The organism is Phreatobacter sp. GW821-FHT04C01, from assembly GCF_059420385.1.
Map to the genome: position 1 here is coordinate 151,505 of NZ_JBWKTP010000004.1, position 19,480 is coordinate 170,984.

Consider the following 19,480-nt stretch of genomic DNA (forward strand, 5'->3'; position numbering starts at 1 on the left):
AATTGGATAAGGAATCAGGCTTCGCCGAGATAGGCGGCGCGCACGGCGGGATCGGCGGCGATCTCGGCGCTGGTGCCGGTGCGGGTGACCCGGCCACGGTCGAGCACCACGATGGAGCTGGCGAGATCGAAGGCGACCGCCACGTCCTGTTCGACCACCAGCAGGCCGAGCCCGTCGGCGGCCACGGTCTTCAGGGCGGCGACCAGCACGTCGACGGCGACCGGGGCGAGCCCCAGCGACAATTCGTCGATCAGCATGACCTTCGGCTTGGCCATCAGGCCGCGGCCAATGGCGCACATCTGCTGCTCGCCGCCGGACATGGAGACCGCGTCCTGCTTGCGTCGCTCGCCGAGCCGGGGAAACACCGCATAGATGGCGTCGAGGTCGCGCTGCAGCGCGGCGGCCGGCACGCGGCGCGAGAAGGCGCCCATCAGCAGGTTGTCCTCCACCGTCATGCCGGCGAACAGCCGCCGGCCCTCGGGCACATGGGCGATGCCGGCGCTGACGAAACCGTCGGGCGCCAGTCCGGCGAGGTTCTGTCCGTCGAGCGTCACACTGCCCGCGGACGGACGGATCAGGCCCGACATGGCGCGTAGCAAGGTGGTCTTGCCGGCGCCGTTCGAGCCGATCACCGCGGTGATGCCGGGGGCGCCGACGGCGAAGGAGACGCCGGTCAGCACCGTCACGTCGCCATAGCCGGCGGTCATGGTCTCGACCGTCAATCGGGTCATCGCGCGGCCTCCAGCATGGCGGCGCCGCGGGCGCCGAGATAAGCGTCGATGACGGCCGGGTCGCGGGCGACCGCGTCGGTCGGTCCGTCGGCGAGCAGCGCGCCCTGGTGCAGCACGACGAGCCGCGTGCACAGGCCGCGCACGACCTTCATCAGGTGCTCGATCACCACGATGGTGACACCCTCGGCGGCGATCGCGCGGATCATGTCGAGCACGCCGTCGATCTCGGCCGAGTTGAGGCCGGCATTGACCTCGTCGAGGAACAGCATTTTGGGCCTCGCCGCGAGCGACTTGGCGAGCTCCAGGCGCTTGCGTTCGGCGAGCGTCAGGTGCGGCGGCAGCTTGTCGGCGACATGGGCGATCCCGAGCCGCAGCAAGGCGACCTGCGCCGCGTCGCGTGCCGCCGCCATGTCGGGCGCGGCGCCCGAGAACAGCGCGGCCGCGGCGACATTGTCGCGTGCCGGCAGTTGCGCGAAGGGCTGCACGACCTGGAAGGTGCGCAACAGGCCGAGGCGCGCCAGGCGGTAGGGCGGCGAGCCCGTGATGTCGCGGCCGGCGAAGGTGACGCGGCCGGCGCTCGGCTTGAGATGGCCGGTGACCAGGTTGACCAGCGTGGTCTTGCCGGCGCCGTTGGAGCCGATCAGGCCGACGATCTCGCCGGCGCCGAACGACACCGTGACATTGTTGACCGCGGTCAGGCCGCCGAAGCGCCGGGTCAGGCCTTCGAGATGAAGCAGGGGAGCGGTCATCACAAGGCTCTCCGCTTCAGGATGGTGGGAATGATGCCGCCCGGCATGACCAGGACCAGCAGCGCGATGAGAATGCCGAGCGCGCCGGTGCCGAAGGTCAGGAGGTTGCGCCACATCAGCTCTTCGAAAACCATGTAGACGACGGCGCCGACCACGGGTCCGAAGATGGTGCCGACGCCGCCGATGAGCGTCGCGATGATCGGGCGCACCGACCACATGACGTCATAGACGTCGGAGGGGTCGATATAACCGATCCAGCGGGCATAGGCCGCGCCGGCGAGACCACAAATGGCCGCCGAGAGCGTGAAGGCGATGGTCTTCAGGCGCGGGGCGTCGATGCCGGCGCCGAGCGCCGCAGTCTCGTTCATGCGGATGCAGGCGAGCCCGAAGCCGAGCCGTCCCTTGGCGACGACGATCGACAGGGCGAGTGCCACCGCCGCCAGCATGACCATGGTCTGCAGGGCGATGCGGGCGATGACGACCGGGTCGCCGCCGGCGCCGGGCAGGTTGATGCCCATGCCGCCGCCGGTGAGCGAGGCCCAGCCGGTGGTCAGCTCTTTCAGGATGGTCACCAGCATGAGGCTGGCGATCGCGAAATAATGGCCGCGCAGCCGCAGAATGGCGAAGCCGAAAGGGGCGGCCAGCAGCGCGCCGCAGACGGCGGCGATCGCGAAGCCTGCGAGCGCCGGCCAGCCGGCCTGCTGCGCCACGGCGGCGGCATAGGCGCCGAGGCCGAAAAACGCGGCGGTGGCGAAGGACGGATAGCCGGTGAAGCCACCGACCAGGTTCCAGGCGATCGAGAGCGTCACCAGCAGCGCCAGGGAGGTCGCCAGCCGCGAAACATAGGTGTGTTCGCTGAGCAGCACCGGCGCGCCGATGGCGATCACCGCGCCGATCGCCAGGACGGCGGCCGGCAGGATCCAGGGGGAGCGTGTCGACGATGTCATCGTGCCACTCATTCGTAACCGGCCCGGCCGAGCAGGCCTTGCGGACGCCAGAGCAGCATGAGGATGAGCAGCACGGAGGCGACGGTGACGCTGTATTCCGGGCCGACGAAGATGGCGCCGAAGCTCTCGACCACGCCGAGCACGAGGCCGCCGACGATCGCGCCGACGACACTGCCGAGACCGCCGAGGACGCAGGCGACGAAGGCGACGCCGAGATAGCCCGGGCTGTTCAAGGGCGAGATCGGGAAGACCGCGGCCATCAGGCAGCCGGCAATGCCGGCAAGCGCCAGGCCGATGCCGAAGGTCGCCGCGTAGATCGCTTCGACCTTGACGCCCATCAGCATGGCCGTCTCGCGGTCCATGCGCACCGCGACGATGGCCCGGCCGAGCCTGGAGCGCGTCAGGTAGAGGTGGATGGCCAGTGTCGCGGCGATGCCGGCGAGTGCCGCCAGCAGCCGGTCAACCGGCAGGCCGACCGGGCCGATATTGAGGGGCGGCCATCCCGAAACGCTGGCGATCTTGCGGTAGTCGGCCGAGAAGGCGGCGATCATGGCGTTGTTGAGGATCAGGTCGAGCGCGAAGGTCAGCACCAGCGTGATCAGCACCGGCGCGGCGATCACCCGCTCGACCAGATAGCGTTGGATCGCCCAGCCGAGCGCGCCGATCGCCGGCCCGACCACCAGCGCCGAAACGAAGGGGTTCACGCCGAACCGCAGCCAGCCGAAATAGGCCGCGTAGGAGCCGAGCACGATGGCCGAGCCGTGCAGCATGTTGACGACGTTGAGAACGCCCCAGACCAGCGAGAACCCGGCTGCGACGGCGGCGTAGAGGCCGCCGAGCAGCAGGCCGTTGGCCAGGACTTGCGCGAGAAGGGAAGGGGTCATGGCTCAGGCGATGCCGAACTTGAGTTCGCCCTGCTTGATCTCGCCCGGCAGCAGCACGACGGTCTTGCCGTCCTGGATCTGGAACACCGGCGGGGTCAGGCTGTCGATCTGGCCGGTCGGTCCGAAATGGACCGGACCCCAGAAGGTCTGGACATTGAGGGCGGCCAAGGCATCGCGCACGACCGGGCCTTCCAAGGTGCCGGCCTTTTTGATCGCGAGCTGCAGGATGGCGCCGGCCGAAGACGCGGAGGCTTCGGCATAGTCGGGCGTCTCGCCGTTATAGGCGGCGCGGAAGGTCTCGACGTAGCGGGCGGTGGACCCGAAGAGGTCGGCGCCTTCGTAGCGCACCGCGGGATGCCACCAGGACGCGCTGGTGACGTTCTCGGCGGCGCCCTTCAAGGCCTGGATATATTCCTCGTAGGCCGGCCCGGCGATCATGGTGAGCACCTTCGGCTTGAGGCCGAGGTCGCGCATTTGCGAACGCACCTGGACGAGGTCGTTGATATAGCCGCCGACAAAGATCCAGTCGGGCGCCGCCGCCCGGATCTGGGTCAGGGCGGAGGCGAAGTCGAGCGTGCCGATGGCGAATTTCTCGTCATAGACCACGCTCAGATTGCGGGCCTGGCAGGACTTGCGCATCTCGGCGGCGAGCGACAGCGGCAGCAGGTCGTTGCGCGAGAAGATCGCGACCTTCTTCACGTCGGGCGCTTTTTCGGTGACCAGCCTGGCCAGCGGCTCGGTCAGCGTCGAGTTCGGCGTGAAGGTGCCGAACAGATATTTGAAGCCCTGGTCATAGACCTCGACCGAGGAGGCGGTCGGCGCGATCATCGGGATCTTGTAGCGTTCGGCGATCGCGCTGCCGGCTTTGGCGGCGCCCGATCCGAAGGGCGAGAACAGGAAATGCACCTTTTCCTGGGAGACCAGCAGGTCGCAGGCCTGGACGCCGCGCGGCGTGGCCGACTGGTAGTCGGAATAGATGATCTTGACCGGCAGCTTGCGGCCACCGACATCGAGCCCGCCCTGCTTGGCGACCTCGGCCGCCCACAGGTCGTAGCCGCGCTTCTGCTTGCGGCCTTCCGGCGCGAGCGGCCCGGTCAAAGGCAGCGGCGCGCCGATGCGGATTTCGCTGGTGGCCTGGCCGAATGCGAAGCGAGAGCCGAGGGTCGCGGCGGAGAGGCCGCCGAGCAGTGCGCGTCGATCCATGACGATGTCCCCATGTGACCCCGCCTCCCAGGACAGGGTTTCTGACTGAAGTGTGACAGGGCGAATTCCCGCAGGAAGCCCAATCTTGCGCATGCCGCGTTGCCGCTATGAGAACGCTTTCGGCGCAAGCCAGCGTTCGTGCGTACTGGTGGACCGCGAGCACAGGCGAGAACGAGATGTGAAACTATTTCATCTGGAGCCCGCCCATGCGCCGGAACCAATCCGGCGGCGCTCTCGTTGTGCTTCCAAACACAGGAGGTTTTCATGGGTCGCGGAATTCTGCTTTGGCTGCTGGGGGTTCCAATTCCGGTCATCATTCTTCTCGCGCTGTTCACGCGATAATTCGGGGAGGCCAAGATGACCCAAGCAACTGTTCCAGTTGAATCGCCATGGTCGGCGGTATCCTGGAGTGCAGTCTTCGCCGGTGCCGTCGTCGCGGCGACCGCCAGTCTGTCGCTCTTCTTCTTATGCGCGGCCATTGGCCTTGCCGGCGTGTCGCCCTGGTCGGGGCAAGGCATGAGCGCGACCGCTTTCGGCGTCTCCGGCGGCATCGGCTTGATCCTGGTGCAATGGATCTCCTCCGGCTTCGGCGGCTTCGTCACCGGCCGGCTGCGCACGCGCTGGGCCAATCTGCACAGCGACGAGGTGTTCTTCCGTGATACCGCCAACGGCCTGCTGACATGGTGCGTCGCCACCTTGATCGTCGCGGCCTGCCTGACGTCGACCATTTCGGCGGTGACGCGGACCGGTGTCCAGGCGACCGCGACGGTTGCCGCGGGCGCCGCCTCCGGCATCGCCGAGGGGCAGACGGGTTCGCCGGCCGATGCCACGGGTTACGTTGTCGATACGCTGTTCCGCGGCGCGGCGCCGACACCCGCGGGCACTGGCGATTCGCGCGCCGAAGCGACGCGCATCCTGATCGCGGCGGCGGCCAATGGCGAGATGCCGGCGGCCGACAAGACCTACCTTGCGCAGATCGTCGCGCAGCGGGCGGGCATTGCCCAGGACGAGGCGCAGCGCCGGATCGATGCCATGCTGGCCAAGGCCGAGGCGGCCAAGGTCAAGGCGAAGGAAGCCGCCGACCAGGCGCGCAAGGCGGCCTCGCTCGGATCGCTCCTGGTCTTCCTGTCATTGCTCATCGGTGCCTTCATCGCCTGCGTCGGCGCGGCGCTCGGCGCCAGCTACCGCGACGACGTGCCGCTGTTCGAATGACCGGCCGCTGGCCGCATCTCAGCGGCCGAGGCGGTCGACCGGCACCGCCAATGTGAAGGTCAGGCCCGCCGGGCTCCAGTCGTAAGACGCGACCGCGCCGAGCTGCGCGGTCGCCGCTTTTTGCGACATGATCGTGCCGAAGCCCTGGTGCGTGGGTGTCCCGGCCACCGGGGGGCCGTCGCGCTCCTGCCAGGTCAGCACGAGCAGGCCGGGCTGTTCTTCGCCAACAACCGACAGACGGCCCGAGGGCGTCGACAGGGCGCCATATTTGACGGCGTTGGTGGCCAGTTCATGCACCACCAGGGCGAGGGCGGTGGCGGTTCGCTCCCCGATCGGCCGGTCGTGCCCGGCGATGACGATGTGCTGGCGATCGTCGTGCTGGTAGGCGGCGAGCAGCAACCGGACAAGGCCGAGCACGGTCTGCGCCGGCGCGTCGGCCGCGGCGTCTCGCTGCGGCCGCACGTAGTCGTGGGTCTGGCCCAGGATCCGGATGCGATCGCCGACGGCCTGGGCGAATTCGCGCATCTCGGGACGGTCTCGCGCCGACAGCAGGACCAGGCTGTTGACCACGGCGAAGATGTTCTTGATGCGATGCGACAGTTCGCGCGCGATCAACTCGCGCTGTTCCTCGGCGTGCCGCCGATCGGTGATGTCGATATGGGCGCCGATCAGCCGAATCGCCTTGCCCTCGGCATCGCGTTCGATCTCGGCCTTGGCCAAGATCCAGCGGACCTGGCCGTCGCTCGGCCTGACGATGCGATATTCGGCCTCGTAGTCGGTGGCGGAGCCGGCGACCACCTCGCGAAAATGCTGCTCGGTGCGCTGACGATCGTCCTTGTGGATACGCTGCACCCAGGCTTCGTGCGTTTCGGTGGCGGCCTCGGGCGGCAGGCCGTGAACCCGCAGATATTCGGGGGAGCGCTTGTTCTTGAAGTCGCCGCCGCGCAGATCGACCTGGAGGCCGCCGACCTGGCCGATCAACTGGACGCGTGCGAGCTCGGCCTCGCGCTCGCGCAGGAGTGCCTCGATTTCGCTCTCCGGCCGCTGCGCGGAACGGTCGCGGGCGCCGTCATCCGATATGTCGTTCAAAGCGGCTGATCTCCGGAGCATATGCTCGCTTCGTTTCTTGGCTTACTCTCGTGCCATGTTTCTCGGCGGCGGGCGAGGTCGGGCAATGCGAGGAGCCACGCGCTCCCCACGCAAAAAATACCGCGCCGGCAGGGAACCACTTCGGCGCGTCGCCAGTTTGGAAGAGCTGAGCCTGCCTGACGGCATCGACAAGGGCGAGGCCGGCCGTCGAGACGGCCGCATGGGCGCGGAGAAGACATGATGGAGACTGGTGGCATGTCCCCTTGCACGATCCTGTTCGTCGATGACGATTATCTCATCGCGATGAGCACGGTGGATATGCTGGAGGATCTCGGCCATCGCGTGATCCAGGCCGGCTCGGGCAAGGAAGCCCTCGCAATCCTGGAGAGCGGCCGGGAGGTCGACGCCATCATTACCGACCACGCCATGCCCGGCATGACCGGGGTCGAGCTCGCCGCGAAGGCGCGGGCGCTCAGGCCGGGCATCCCGATCCTGCTCGCGACCGGCTATGCCGAACTTCCCGAGGGACTGAGCAGCGACCTGCCGCGCCTGGGCAAGCCCTATCTGCAGCGCGACCTGTCGGAAAAGCTTGCCGGGCTGCTGTCGGCGTCGACCCGCGACAGCCGGCCCGTCGTGTAGCCGGGACCCGTCGCCGTTCTCGTCATGTGTTTCCGGCCGCCGCTGCCGGCCAAGGTGCAGGTTCCGGAAGACGCTATGCCCGAGCTTTCCTCGCCCTCGTCTCCCGCCTTCCTGGTCAATGGCGGCGCGACCGGTGCGCTCATTCGCGACCGCGATTGGTCCGCGACGCTTGGCCCGGTCGCGGCCTGGCCGCAGAGCCTGAAGCTCGTCACCAGCCTGGTGCTGCAGTCGCAACTGCCGATGGTCCTGCTCTGGGGCGCCGACGGCGTCATGATCTACAACGATGCCTATTCGGTGTTTGCCGGCGGCCGGCATCCGGAGGCGCTCGGCTCGAAGGTGCTGGACGGCTGGCCGGAGGTGTCCGAATTCAACGCCAATGTGCTGAAGGTCGTGTATGGCGAGGGGCGCGCCCTGGCCTATAGCGACCAGCACCTCGTGCTGCATCGCAACGGCGTGCCCGAGGACGTCTGGCTCAATCTCGACTACAGCCCGGTGCTCGACGAAACCGGCAAGCCAGCCGGGGTGCTGGCCGTGGTGGTGGAGACGACCGGACGCATCCGCGCCGAGGAGCGCCTGCGCATTGCCCAGGAGGCCGGCGGCGTCGGCACGTTCGAATGGTATCCCGAAACGGGCAAGCTCGATGCCTCGGATGAGTTCCGCCGCATCTGGGGCGTGCCGCGCGAGCTCGACCTGACCGACCGGGTGCTGGTGGCGATGATCCGGTCCGATGACCGCGACCGATCCGGGCCGTCCCGGATGCTGCGCTCCAATCCGCTCGAATATGCGGAGTACCGCATCCGCCGCGCCGATACAGGCGAGGAGCGCTGGATCGCCCGGCGCGGCGAGGTCGTCGATACGCCGAACGCCGCCGGACGCCGGTTCGTCGGCGTCACCATGGATGTCTCCGACCGGCGGCGGGCGGAAGAGGCCAGGCAGGCGAGCGAGGCGCGGCTGCGCGACCTGTTCGCGCAGATGCACGAGGGCTTCTTCCTGGCCGAGGCGGTGCGCGACGCCGCCGGCCGCATGGTCGATTTCCGGTTTCTCGAGCTCAACCCGGCCTTCGAGGCGCATACCGGAATTGCGTCCGGCGACGCCATCGGCCGGCGTGTCCGCGAGGTCGTCCCGGATATCAAGGACGCCTTGATCGAGGCCTATGCCGGGGTGGTCGATACCGGCGAACCGGCGATGCTCGATGTTCACGTGGCGGAGCTCGCCGACCGCTGGTTCGAGGCCCGTGCCCACCGCACCGGTCCGGACCGTTTCGCCGTGCTGTTTCTGGAGATCACCGAACGCAAGGCGGCCGAGGCGGCACTGTCGGAAAGCGAGAAGCGCTTCCGCACCTTCGCCCAGGCCATGCCCAATCACGTCTGGACCGCGCCGCAGAACGGCCGGCTCGATTGGTTCAACGATCAGGTCTACGATTATTCGGGCTTCAAGCCGGGTGAGCTCGACGGTGTGCAATGGGCCGTGATGGTCCATCCCGACGACTTTCCGAAAGCGGCCGAGGCCTGGACGCGATCGGTGCGGGAAGGCACGCCCTATCAGGTCGAATTTCGCCTGCGTCGCGCCGATGGCGCCTATCGCTGGCACATCGCCCGTGCCGTGACCATTGGCGGCGAGCTCGGCTCGCCGCGCCGCTGGGTCGGCACCAACACCGATATCGACGACCAGAAAACGGCGGTGGAGGGCCTGGCGCGGCTGGCCGCCACTTTGGAAGAGCGGGTCGCGCAACGCACGACTGCGCTGACCGAAGCCCACGAGGCGCTGCGCCAGAGCCAGAAGATGGAAGCCGTCGGCCAGTTGACCGGTGGAATCGCGCATGATTTCAACAATCTGCTGCAGGGCATCATCGGTTCGCTCGACATCATCGAGAAACGGCTTGCCCAGGGGCGGACCCAGGATGTCGGCCGCTTCGTCACCGGCGCCATGACCGCGGCGACCCGGGCGGCGGCCTTGACGCATCGCTTGCTCGCCTTTTCCCGGCGCCAGCCGCTGAGCCCGAAGCCGGTCCGGGCCAATGCGCTGGTCGCCTCCATGGAGGACATGCTGCGCCGGACCCTCGGCGAGCAGATCGTGCTGGAATTCGCGATGGCGCCCGGCCTGTGGCTGACGCGTTGCGATCCCAACCAGCTCGAAAGCGCCATCCTCAATCTGGTGATCAATGCCCGCGACGCCATGCCGGATGGCGGCAAGCTGACGATCCGGACCGAGAATGCCCTCCTGGCGGATGAGCGCGCCGCGCGCGGGCACGGCGTGCGGCCGGGTGAATATGTCTGCATTTCGGTCGCGGACACCGGCACCGGCATGACCGATGACGTGGCCGAACGGGCCTTCGATCCGTTTTTCACCACCAAGCCGATCGGGCAGGGCACGGGTCTCGGCTTGTCGATGATCTATGGTTTCGCCCGGCAGTCCGAGGGCTATTCGAAGATCTCGACGGAGGTCGGCAAGGGCACGAAGGTCAAGATCTTCCTGCCGCGCTGCCAGGGCGAGGACGCGCTCGACGAGCCGGCCGCGGGCGCGCCCGCCGCCGACGGCGTCGGGACCGGCGGGACGGTCCTGGTCATCGAGGACGAGACCGTCGTCCGGGCCCTGGTGGTGGAGGTGCTGCATGAGCTCGGCTATCGCGCGCTGGAAGCCGCGACCGGTCCGGCCGGTCTCGATATCCTGCAATCGGATGCCAAGATCGATCTCCTGGTGACGGATATCGGCCTTCCCGGCCTCAATGGCCGCCAGGTCGCGGATGCGGCGCGGACCAGGCGGCCCGGCCTGAAAGTGCTGTTCATGACCGGCTATGCCGAGAGCGCGGCGATCGCGCAGGGTTTTCTCGAGCCTGGCATGACGATGATCACCAAGCCCTTTTCGATGGAGGTCCTGGCGGCGCGGCTGCGCCACATGATCGCGGATGAAGCCCGCTAGCGGGCGCGCCGGAGACTTCGGGACGGCACCCGTGCCGCGATTATCGACCCGGTCCGGAACCTTCGCTCGCCCAGGGCCTTTCCCTTACAGGCAGGGGGATTTCGAAAGGACCATGATCATGGACAAGCAACACGGCAGTGGTTCCCATCAGCCCGGTCAGAAGCAGGAAGGCAAGGACAAGCAGCAGAGCCAGACCGGCGGCAGCCCGCAGCACGGCGGCCAGCGGAGCGGTGCCGACGATCGCGAGCGGGAACCCGGCCACAAGGGGCCCGGCCACCAGGGCGATCACAAGAGCGATCAACGGCGCTGAAGCGCCCCGGCGGCCCGGACGGGCCGCCGGTTTTATGCTCAAAGGCATGGCCCGCCCGTCGGCGGGCCTTTTTTTTGGACCGCGATTGCCGTCGGCGGCGGGAACGCAGGCCGCGCTCGCCGGTTGGTCCTGGGTGAGCCAGGGAGGACGACTATGCGCAGTTTCATGATCCTGCCGGTCTTCGGACCGGACCGACCGTCCGAGCCGGCGCCGCCGGTGGCTGACGATCTCGGAAAGATGTGGGGACGGGAACCGGCCGAAGACGCGGCGGACGGCGCTTCGGCCGATCCAGGCGCTGCCGGTGCCGGCCCGGGTGCGCCCGACAGGCGGGCGGGAATGCCGTCCTCCGCCGATCCGCGCGAGCGCAGGGAAATCGGCGAGGCGGTCGCGGATCTCGACAATCCCGCCGACGCGGAAGAGACACCGGCGGATGTTTCGTCCGGCGGGGACGACGATGACCGCGCGGCATCCGCCGCCGGGTCGGTGACCGGAAGCTGGGCCTGAGCCGTTGCCGGGCCGGGCGACGGCGTGAGCAGGACCTGTCTTCGACGCGATCCTGCCCAAGCGCCCGCGACCGCCCGGCGGCGGCAAGCGGCCAGGCGGGATCGACGGCCGGGCAGAGGTGATCGTCCTATCGGATCTCGCCGCCACCGCCGGCAGGATCGTCGTCGACCGCCGTGCCGCCGGCCTGCCGTTCAATCCTGGCGATCTTTTCGATCTGATGGGGCAGGAACCGCCTGATCACCCGATGCGAGCCCCGGGGGCCCCAGGCGCAATAGATCGCCGTCTTGCCGGAGCCGGCGAGCCGCACGCTCACCACCTCCATCTCGCGCCCATCGGCTTTGGCGATGACACGGTCGCCGATCGCAAATCCTGAAGTCGTCGGCATGCTGGAGCGGCCCCGTGGCTGGCCGTCGTGCAGGCCTTGCCCGCCGAACCTATCGGGGTTGCCGACTGGCACAATGTCAAAAGACATATCCGGCACTGCGCCACATCCACCGCGCGGGGATGGCTCGGCCGTTCGGCGGGGTGGCGCGACCAGGCGCCACGGCTAGACTGACCACTCCTCCCGCGCGGTTCCGGCGGCCGGCCGATGGCCCGCGCGAGGGGAGCAGCAGCCAAAGACCTCCCTGGCCCGCTTCGGCAATGAGGCGGGCCTATTTTCGCGCGTGACCATGTCCGTCCGGTCCGGGCGCCCCGCGTGAAATCTGGGAACCTCGTGGCCGGCGACCGGCCTTTGCGGCGCGCGCACCGGCACCGTTGACGGTCTCCTCGAGCGGCGAAGCCGGCGCTCCCGCCGGGGCCGCGCCATGATCGGCGCGCCGGGGCTTTCGCGCCCGCGCGCCGAAGGCTGCCGCCGGCGCCGCGACATTGCCCGACAGCGCGATGCTCATCCGCTGCACCGCGTCGCGCTTGCCCTTCAGCACTTCGAATCGGGTGTTGCCGCCGTCCCTCCAGAAACGGATATCGAAACGCCGCCGCCCCAGCCTCAGGTCGGTCAGCGTCACGTCCGGCAGCCATTCGGGCAGGGCCGGATCGACATAAAGCGTGCCGCGCGGGGCGTCCTGCTGCAGGCCGAGCATCGCCTGAAGCAGCAGGAACGGCGTTCCCGCCGCCCAGGCCTGGGGCACGTTGGCGCCGAGATATTGCACCGGGAAACTGGTCGGGTCGCGTTGCAGGCCGGCATAGAGTTCGGGCAGCTGGTTCAGCAGGAAATGGCTGGCCGCGCCGCTGATATCGCGGGCGACCGCCGCCGCCTCGGCGGCGAAGCCATAACGTCGCATGCCCAGCGCGATCAGCGAGTTGTCATGCGGCCACACCGCGCCGGTCTGGTAGTCGTAGGGGTTGAACGCGGGGTGATCCGCCGACAGCGTGCGAATGCCCCAGCCGCTCCACATGTCCGGGCGCATCAGCCGCTTGACCACCGCGCCGGCGCGTTCGGGTGCGATGATGCCGGACCACAGGCACTGGCCGACATTGGAAACGACCGACAGGACCTTGTTCTTGTCGCCATCGAGGGCATAGGCATAGAAGCCGCTCGCCTCGTCCCAGAAGACCTCGTTGAACCGCTTGAACAGGGCCGCGGCCTTTTTGCGCAGCCGGTTGGCGCGCCGCTTGTCGTTCAGTTCGTCATAGATCTCGGCCATGCGCAGCCAGGCGTCGTAGACATAGCCCTGCAGCTCGCACAGCGCCTTCGGTCCGCGCACCAGCGTGCCGTCGGGATACATGACGGCGTCGCCGGAATCCTTCCACGACATGTTCTCGTAGCCGGCGGTCGAGCGCGTCTGATATTCCTGGAACCCGTCGCCGTCGCGATCGCCATAGTGGTCGATCCAGGCAAGGCAGGCCTCCGCGGTCGCCAGATGCCGCTCGATCAGCGCGCGGTCACCGGTCGCCCGCCAGGCCGCATGCAGCGCCACCAGATAAAGCGGCGTCGCATCCGCGGTGCCGTAATAGGGCGTGTGCGGGATCAGCCTGAAATGCGCCAGCTCGCCATAGCGCAGCTCGTGCAGGATCTTGCCGGGCTCGGCGTCGCGATAGTCGTCGCGCCCGGTCGCCTGGTACTGCCCGAGCACCTCCAGCGCGCCCTTGGCGAATTCCGGATAGACGATCATCGTCTGCAGCGAGACGATCAGCGAGTCGCGGCCGAACAAGGCGACGAACCAGGGTAGCCCGGCGGCGGGCACGAACACCATGTGATCGGTGCCCTTGAGCGGCAGGCGCAGCGCCGCCATGTCCTGCACGGCCTGGCTGTAGCAGCGATAGAATTCCTCGTTGCTGGTGTCGATCTTGAGCACGGTGCGCTGCCATTCGTTCATCTTGCCGGCGTGATCGGAGCTGGCGCTGGAATGGCTGCATTGGCGGGGCCCCGGAATGCGCCTGGCGCCATCGACCAGATCGTAGGTCAGGCAGCGATGCCAGGCCTGGCCCGGCCTCAGGGCGATGTCGAAGCTCAGCCGGCCATTGGCATTTACCGTCGGATCGCCGTCTCCGGCGCCGGTGCGCACGATCACGTCGCGTCCGAAATCCTTGTTGCGATAGCGGATGTGCAGCGCCTGACGCTTGTCCGACCAGGCGGTGGTGATGCGACCGCGGCGGACGATCCGGCCGCTCTTGACCTCGAAGATGTCGGCGAAATCGGCGCGGATCGCGATCTCCAGGTTGAAGCGCACCGGGGTGCGGCTGTTATTGGTGATGTCGATGTCCTCGTGCAGTCCGCCGTCGATATGGCGGCCGACCATCAGGCCGAGCGTGCGCGCCGCGACCGGCCCGTCCTCGCTGGCGAAGGCGCGGTTGGTCAGGAAGATGCGGGCCGCGTGATGAGCGACCGCGCCGCCGTTCAGCAGGTCCCATGGCTCGCCATTGGCATAGATCGCCCAGGCGCTGACCACCCGGGTGTCGCGGAAATAAAGCCCATGCTGGCTCGGCCAGTTCACCTGACCGTCGGGCTCGGTGACCAGCACCGTCTGGCCCTGATGGATGGCGATCTGCGAGGGGCCGACCTGGACCTTGAATGCCATGGGCGCGTGCCTCCCGATGCTGCCGGGCCCGGCATTGCCGGCCCGATCCCGCGGGCCCTCGTCACCGCAAGACATGGATCAACGCGGTGAACGGCCATGCGGTTCAGTTTCGGGCGGAAATTTGCCGGAGGCTGCGCACGGAAGCGTGAAGCCGCGCCGTGGCCATCGGTGGAACGAACATCCGGCAGGGCCGTTCGCAATGTGGTGCGGATCGCGATCGGGCTGCACCAGCCAGTGGCTTCGAGAGCCACCAGAGCCGTGGCCCCGGCCGATCCGGCCACGGCGCGGGATCGCGGCGATACGGGACACACCGATGAGCACGGGCGCGAACGAGACGGGCGTGGCCGAGACGGGCTTGGCGTTATCGAGCCCGATCGACGATCTCTGCATCAACACGATCAGGACATTGTCGATGGATGCCGTGGAACAGGCCGATTCCGGCCATCCCGGCACGCCGATGGCCCTGGCGCCGGTGGCCTATGCGCTGTGGCAGGGTTTCCTGCGCTTCGATCCCGACGACCCGGCCTGGCCCAATCGCGATCGCTTCGTGCTGTCCAACGGCCATGCCTCGATGCTGCTCTACGCGCTGCTGCACTTGGCCGGCGTCAAGCAGGTCGATGCCGGGGGCAAGCGTCGCGACCAGGCCGCGGTCACGCTCGACGATATCAGGCATTTCCGCGAAATCGGCAGCAAGTGCCCGGGCCATCCCGAATATCACGTGACGTCGGGGGTGGAGACCACGACCGGCCCCCTGGGGCAGGGCTGCGCGACCAGCGTCGGCATGGCGATGGCCGGGCGCTGGCTGGCCGAGCACTTCAACCGGCCCGGCCTCACCCTGTTCGACTACGACGTCTATGTGCTCTGCGGCGACGGCGACATGATGGAGGGCGTCGCCAGCGAAGCCGCCTCGCTCGCCGGGCACCTGAGGCTCGGCAATCTGTGCTGGTTCTATGACAGCAACCACATCACCATCGAAGGCCATACCGATCTGGCCTTCAGCGAGGATGTCGAGGCGCGCTTCAGGGCCTATGGCTGGGCCGTCACGCGGGTCGGCGATGCCAATGACCGGGCAGGGATCGCCGCGGCGATCGCGCTGTTCCGGCGCAGCCGTGACGTGCCGGTGCTGATCATCGTCGAAAGCCATATCGGTTATGGCGCGCCCCACAAGCAGGATACCAGCGCCGCCCATGGCGAGCCGCTCGGCGCCGAGGAGATCCGCTTGGCCAAGCGCAGCTATGGCTGGCCTGAGGACGCGAGCTTCCTGGTGCCCGAAGGGGTGCGTGAGCATTTCGACGCGGGCATCGGCCGGCGCGGCCGGGCGCTGCGCGCCGCGTGGTCGGCCGGGCTCGATGCCTATCGGGCCAGGCATCCCGAGCTCGCCGAACAGCTGGACCGGATGGTCCGGCGCGACCTGCCGGAAGGCTGGACCGCCGATCTGCCGGTATTCCCGGCCGATCCCAAGGGCCTTGCCACCCGCGAGTCATCGGCCAAGGTGCTGAATGCGCTTGCCGCGCGGCATCCCTGGCTGATCGGCGGCGCGGCCGACCTTGCGCCCTCGACCAAGACGCGCCTGACCTTCGAGGCCGCCGGCGATTTCGAGGCCGGCCATTATGGCGGCCGCAACCTGCATTTCGGCATTCGCGAGCACGCGATGGGCGCGATCCTGAACGGGCTCGCCCTGTCCGACATCCGCGCCTATGGCGCAAGCTTCCTGATCTTTTCCGACTATATGAAACCGCCGATCCGGCTTGCCGCCCTAATGCAGTTGCCGGTCATCTGCATCTTCACCCATGATTCCATTGGCCTCGGCCAGGACGGCCCGACCCATCAGCCGGTCGAGCAGTTGCTGGCGCTGCGCGGCATTCCCGGCCTGATCACGCTCAGGCCCGCCGATGCCAACGAGGTGGTCGCGGCCTGGCGGGTCATTGCGGCACTGAAGCATCAGCCGGCCTGCCTGGTGCTGAGCCGCCAGGCCCTGCCGACCCTCGACCGCAGCCGCTATGCCCCGGCGGCCGGGGTCGCGCGCGGCGCCTATGTCCTGGCCGAGGCCGGGCACGGCAAGCCCGACGTCATCCTGATCGGCACCGGCAGCGAGGTGGCACTCTGTATCGCGGCCCATGAGGAGCTCGCGCGTGACGGCATCGCCGCCCGGGTGGTCAGCATGCCCTCCTGGGAGCTGTTCGAACAGCAGGACGACGCCTATCGCGACAGCGTGCTGCCACCCGAGGTCACGGCGCGCGTCTCGGTCGAGGAGGGCTCGGTGATCGGCTGGGACCGCTATGTCGGGACCACGGGCGCCAAGATCGGCATGCATACCTTCGGCTCGTCGGCACCGATCCAGGATCTCCAGACGAAGTTCGGATTCACCCCCGAGAAAGTGGTCGCCGCCGCCAAAGGGCAGCTTGCGCCAGCCAAGGGGAGGGCACCATGAACGCGTTCGAGCAGCTCGAAACGTGCGGCCAGTCACTGTGGCTGGACTATCTGAAGCGCAGCCTGATCGAGACCGGAGACCTGCGCCGGCTGATCGACCGCGACGGGTTGAAGGGCGTGACCTCCAACCCCTCGATCTTCCAGAAGGCGATCGGCGACACCGAGGAATATGCCGAGGCGCTGCGGCAATTCCAGGCCCGCGCCGACCATGCCGTCTCGGCGATCTACGAGCATCTGGCGATCGCCGACATCCGGGCCGCCGCCGACCAGTTGCATCCGGTCCATGAAGAGACGCAGGGCCGGGACGGCTTTATCAGTCTGGAATGCTCGCCTTATCTCGCCGCCGACACCGAAGCGACGGTGGTCGAGGCACTGCGGCTCTGGACCGCGGTCGACCGTCCGAACCTGATGGTCAAGGTGCCGGCGACGCCGGCCGGCATTCCCGCCATCCGCCGGCTGATCGGGGCCGGGTTGAACATCAACGTCACCTTGCTGTTCGCCGTCGATGTCTACGAACAGGTGGTGGAAGCCTATATCGCCGGGCTCGAGGACCTGGCGCGCACCGGCGGCGACGTCGCGCGGGTCGCCAGCGTCGCCAGTTTCTTCGTCAGCCGTATCGACGCGGCCATCGACAAGCAGCTCGACGGGCTGGCCGACGAGGCGGCGGCGGAGGCGCTGCGCGGCAAGGCGGCGATCGCCAATGCCAAGCTCGCCTATGTCAGCTACCAGGCCCGGTTCGCGGGGCCGCGCTGGCAGGCCCTGGCGGCGGCCGGTGCCAGGACGCAGCGGCTCCTGTGGGCCTCCACCAGCACCAAGAACCCGGCCTATCGCGACACCCTCTATGTCGAGGCGCTGATCGGCCGCGACACGGTCAACACCCTCCCGCCGGCGACGATGGACGCCTTCCGCGACCATGGCGTGGTGACGCCTGATGCGATCGAGCAGGACGTGGCGGGGGCGCGAGCGACGCTCGCGGCGCTGGAGCGGCAAGGCATTGCGATGAAACCGGTGACCGACGCGCTGGTGACCGAGGGGGTGCAGCTGTTCTCGGACTCCTTCGACATGCTGCTCGGCTCCATCGCGCAGCGTCGCCGCAAGCTTGTCGAGGGTGACGACGCGGGCCTGCAGATCGCGCTGGGTACGCCGGAACGCACCGCCGCCTTCGCCGTCGAGATGGACGCCTGGCGCAGGGATGGCCGGATCAGGCGGCTCTGGGCCGGCGACAAGACGCTGTGGACCGGCGCCGACGAGGACCGATGGCTCGGATGGCTGCCGACCGTGACCGAAGAACTGGCCGATATCGATCGCCTCGACGGTTTCGCGGCCGAGGTCAAACAGCGCGGCTTCACCGACGTGGTGCTGCTCGGCATGGGCGGATCGAGCCTCGGGCCGGAGGTTCTCGGCGAGACCTTCGGGCGCCAGGCCGGCTGGCCGCGCTTCCATGGGCTCGACGGCACCGACCCCGCCGAAATCGCGGCGGTCGAGCGGGCGATCGAGATCGGCAAGACGCTGTTCATCGTCTCCTCCAAATCCGGCGGCACGCTGGAGCCGAACATCTTCCTGGATCATTTCTTCGCCCGGGTCGCGACGCTGCGCGGCCAGGACAAGGCCGGCGAGCAGTTCGTCGCGGTGACCGATCCGGGCTCGTCGCTGGAGCGACGCGCCGGGGCAATGCATTTCGCCCATGTCTTCCACGGTGTCGCCGCGATCGGCGGCCGATATTCCGTGCTGTCGAAATTCGGGCTGGTGCCGGCAGCCGCGATCGGCCTCGATGTCGCGCGGCTTCTCGCGACCACGCAGGCGATGGCGCTGAGCTGCGGCGCCGAGGTGCCGCCGATGGAAAACCCGGGCGTCAAGCTCGGGGTCGCCATGGCTGTCGCGGCAACGCGCTTCGGTTGCGACAAGGTGACGATCATAACGTCGCCGGGGATCGATGCCCTCGGTGCCTGGCTGGAGCAATTGCTGGCGGAGAGCACGGGCAAGCAGGGGCGCGGCCTGATACCGCTGGCCGGCGAGCCGCTGGCGCCGCCGGAGCGTTATGGCAAGGACCGGTTCTTCGTCCATGTCGCGCTGGACGGTGACGGCGATCCGGCGGAGCGGGAGGCGATCGCGGCGCTGGCCCGGGCAGGGCACCCGGTGGCGCGGATCAGGGTGAAGGACATCTGGCACATCGGCCAGGAATTCTTCCGCTGGGAGGTCGCCACCGCGGTGGCCGGCGCCATTATCGGGATCAACCCCTTCGATCAGCCGGATGTCGAGGCGAGCAAGGTCCGGACCAGCGCGCTGACCCGCGACTACGAGACCTCGCGCAGCCTGCCGGCGGAAACGCCGCTGTTCCGCGACAATGGGCTGAGCCTCTATGCCGATCCGCGCAATGGCGCCGAACTTGGCCGGCACAACACGTTGTCGGGCTATCTGAAGAGCCATTTCGGCCGCGTGCGGGCCGGCGGTCCGTCGGGCGACTATGTCGCGCTGCTGGCCTATCTCGCGCGCGACGAGACCCATGCACGGGCGCTGACCGCGATGCGTCTGGCGATCCGCGATCACACGCGCGCCGCCACCTGCCTCGGCTTCGGGCCACGGTTCCAGCATTCCACCGGGCAGGCCTACAAGGGCGGGCCGAATTCAGGGGTGTTCCTGCAGATCACCTGCGACGACCCCGCCGATATCGACGTGCCCGGCCATGGCTACAGCTTCGGTCTGGTCAAGGCGGCGCAGGCGCGCGGCGATTTCGAGGTCCTGGCGGAGCGCGGCCGGCGCGCGCTGCGTGTGCACCTTGCCGATGTCGATGCCGGGCTCGCGGAACTGGCCCACGCATTGGAAACGGCGCTCGCCTAGCCCCGTCG

General features: G+C 68.4%; 15 protein-coding genes. 7 read left to right on the forward strand and 8 right to left on the reverse strand.

Going from position 1 to position 19,480, the window contains the following annotated elements; genetic code table 11:
• Positions 1-14: 14 nt before the first annotated feature.
• The 5 genes from AC07WJ_RS16675 to AC07WJ_RS16695 are packed head-to-tail and all read right to left on the reverse strand — an operon-like array spanning position 15 to position 4,514.
• Positions 15-731, reverse strand: coding sequence for an ABC transporter ATP-binding protein (locus tag AC07WJ_RS16675; RefSeq protein WP_494935735.1), 717 nt, complete (start codon positions 729-731; stop codon positions 15-17).
• Positions 728-1,480, reverse strand: a complete 753-nt coding sequence (locus AC07WJ_RS16680) for an ABC transporter ATP-binding protein (protein WP_494935736.1) — start codon at positions 1,478-1,480, stop codon at positions 728-730. Before AC07WJ_RS16680 ends, AC07WJ_RS16675 begins: the two co-directional genes overlap by 4 nt.
• Positions 1,480-2,427 (reverse strand): branched-chain amino acid ABC transporter permease, encoded by a 948-nt coding sequence (locus tag AC07WJ_RS16685; RefSeq protein ID WP_494935737.1) that lies wholly within the window; start codon positions 2,425-2,427, stop codon positions 1,480-1,482. The genes AC07WJ_RS16680 and AC07WJ_RS16685 overlap by 1 nt, the downstream gene beginning before the upstream one ends.
• 8 nt (positions 2,428-2,435) lie before the next feature.
• Positions 2,436-3,311: a branched-chain amino acid ABC transporter permease gene (locus tag AC07WJ_RS16690; protein WP_494935738.1), complete on the reverse strand. Its 876-nt coding sequence runs from the start codon at positions 3,309-3,311 to the stop codon at positions 2,436-2,438.
• A 3-nt stretch (positions 3,312-3,314) separates the two neighbouring features.
• A complete protein-coding gene (locus AC07WJ_RS16695; protein ID WP_494935739.1) occupies positions 3,315-4,514 on the reverse strand; it encodes an amino acid ABC transporter substrate-binding protein in 1,200 nt (399 codons plus the stop codon).
• 357 nt (positions 4,515-4,871) lie between these two features.
• Here AC07WJ_RS16695 and AC07WJ_RS16700 point away from each other — a divergent pair, with 357 nt between their 5' ends.
• Positions 4,872-5,726 carry a hypothetical protein gene (locus tag AC07WJ_RS16700; protein ID WP_494935740.1) on the forward strand — a complete coding sequence of 285 codons (855 nt, stop codon included), beginning with the start codon at positions 4,872-4,874 and terminating at the stop codon, positions 5,724-5,726.
• Between the two features lie 18 nt (positions 5,727-5,744).
• Here AC07WJ_RS16700 and AC07WJ_RS16705 read toward each other — a convergent pair whose 3' ends face one another.
• Positions 5,745-6,815 (reverse strand): sensor histidine kinase, encoded by a 1,071-nt coding sequence (locus AC07WJ_RS16705; protein ID WP_494935741.1) that lies wholly within the window; start codon positions 6,813-6,815, stop codon positions 5,745-5,747.
• Positions 6,816-7,070: 255 nt separating this feature from the next.
• Here AC07WJ_RS16705 and AC07WJ_RS16710 point away from each other — a divergent pair, with 255 nt between their 5' ends.
• The 4 genes from AC07WJ_RS16710 to AC07WJ_RS16725 all read left to right on the forward strand — a co-directional run bounded on the left by AC07WJ_RS16710 (position 7,071) and on the right by AC07WJ_RS16725 (position 11,187).
• On the forward strand, positions 7,071-7,454 hold the full coding sequence (locus AC07WJ_RS16710) for a response regulator (protein ID WP_494935742.1): 384 nt from the start codon (positions 7,071-7,073) through the stop codon (positions 7,452-7,454).
• Between the two features lie 75 nt (positions 7,455-7,529).
• The gene (locus tag AC07WJ_RS16715) at positions 7,530-10,373 is read left to right on the forward strand and encodes a PAS domain-containing hybrid sensor histidine kinase/response regulator (protein WP_494935743.1); all 2,844 of its coding nucleotides are present in this window, start codon (positions 7,530-7,532) and stop codon (positions 10,371-10,373) included.
• A gap of 112 nt (positions 10,374-10,485) precedes the next feature.
• The gene (locus AC07WJ_RS16720; protein WP_494935744.1) at positions 10,486-10,683 is read left to right on the forward strand and encodes a hypothetical protein; all 198 of its coding nucleotides are present in this window, start codon (positions 10,486-10,488) and stop codon (positions 10,681-10,683) included.
• A 165-nt stretch (positions 10,684-10,848) separates the two neighbouring features.
• The gene (locus AC07WJ_RS16725) at positions 10,849-11,187 is read left to right on the forward strand and encodes a hypothetical protein (RefSeq protein WP_494935745.1); all 339 of its coding nucleotides are present in this window, start codon (positions 10,849-10,851) and stop codon (positions 11,185-11,187) included.
• A gap of 127 nt (positions 11,188-11,314) precedes the next feature.
• Here AC07WJ_RS16725 and AC07WJ_RS16730 read toward each other — a convergent pair whose 3' ends face one another.
• Both AC07WJ_RS16730 and AC07WJ_RS16735 read right to left on the reverse strand, forming a co-directional pair.
• Positions 11,315-11,572, reverse strand: coding sequence for a hypothetical protein (locus AC07WJ_RS16730; protein ID WP_494935746.1), 258 nt, complete (start codon positions 11,570-11,572; stop codon positions 11,315-11,317).
• Positions 11,573-11,840: 268 nt separating this feature from the next.
• The gene (locus AC07WJ_RS16735) at positions 11,841-14,204 is read right to left on the reverse strand and encodes an amylo-alpha-1,6-glucosidase (protein ID WP_494935747.1); all 2,364 of its coding nucleotides are present in this window, start codon (positions 14,202-14,204) and stop codon (positions 11,841-11,843) included.
• A gap of 313 nt (positions 14,205-14,517) precedes the next feature.
• Between AC07WJ_RS16735 and tkt the strand changes: the two genes are divergently transcribed.
• On the forward strand, positions 14,518-16,635 hold the full coding sequence (tkt, locus tag AC07WJ_RS16740) for a transketolase (protein WP_494935748.1): 2,118 nt from the start codon (positions 14,518-14,520) through the stop codon (positions 16,633-16,635).
• Positions 16,632-19,472 (forward strand): bifunctional transaldolase/phosoglucose isomerase, encoded by a 2,841-nt coding sequence (locus AC07WJ_RS16745; protein ID WP_494935749.1) that lies wholly within the window; start codon positions 16,632-16,634, stop codon positions 19,470-19,472. The genes tkt and AC07WJ_RS16745 overlap by 4 nt, the downstream gene beginning before the upstream one ends.
• Positions 19,473-19,480 lie beyond the last annotated feature (8 nt).

Coding starts and splice junctions, on each gene's coding strand:
- AC07WJ_RS16675 (WP_494935735.1), bottom strand. CDS start 731: ATGACCCGATTGACGGTCGAGACCATGACCGCCGGCTATGGCGACGTG.
- AC07WJ_RS16680 (WP_494935736.1), bottom strand. CDS start 1,480: ATGACCGCTCCCCTGCTTCATCTCGAAGGCCTGACCCGGCGCTTCGGC.
- AC07WJ_RS16685 (WP_494935737.1), bottom strand. CDS start 2,427: ATGACATCGTCGACACGCTCCCCCTGGATCCTGCCGGCCGCCGTCCTG.
- AC07WJ_RS16690 (WP_494935738.1), bottom strand. CDS start 3,311: ATGACCCCTTCCCTTCTCGCGCAAGTCCTGGCCAACGGCCTGCTGCTC.
- AC07WJ_RS16695 (WP_494935739.1), bottom strand. CDS start 4,514: ATGGATCGACGCGCACTGCTCGGCGGCCTCTCCGCCGCGACCCTCGGC.
- AC07WJ_RS16700 (WP_494935740.1), top strand. CDS start 4,872: ATGACCCAAGCAACTGTTCCAGTTGAATCGCCATGGTCGGCGGTATCC.
- AC07WJ_RS16710 (WP_494935742.1), top strand. CDS start 7,071: ATGTCCCCTTGCACGATCCTGTTCGTCGATGACGATTATCTCATCGCG.
- AC07WJ_RS16715 (WP_494935743.1), top strand. CDS start 7,530: ATGCCCGAGCTTTCCTCGCCCTCGTCTCCCGCCTTCCTGGTCAATGGC.
- AC07WJ_RS16720 (WP_494935744.1), top strand. CDS start 10,486: ATGATCATGGACAAGCAACACGGCAGTGGTTCCCATCAGCCCGGTCAG.
- AC07WJ_RS16725 (WP_494935745.1), top strand. CDS start 10,849: ATGATCCTGCCGGTCTTCGGACCGGACCGACCGTCCGAGCCGGCGCCG.
- AC07WJ_RS16730 (WP_494935746.1), bottom strand. CDS start 11,572: ATGCCGACGACTTCAGGATTTGCGATCGGCGACCGTGTCATCGCCAAA.
- AC07WJ_RS16735 (WP_494935747.1), bottom strand. CDS start 14,204: ATGGCATTCAAGGTCCAGGTCGGCCCCTCGCAGATCGCCATCCATCAG.
- tkt (WP_494935748.1), top strand. CDS start 14,518: ATGAGCACGGGCGCGAACGAGACGGGCGTGGCCGAGACGGGCTTGGCG.
- AC07WJ_RS16745 (WP_494935749.1), top strand. CDS start 16,632: ATGAACGCGTTCGAGCAGCTCGAAACGTGCGGCCAGTCACTGTGGCTG.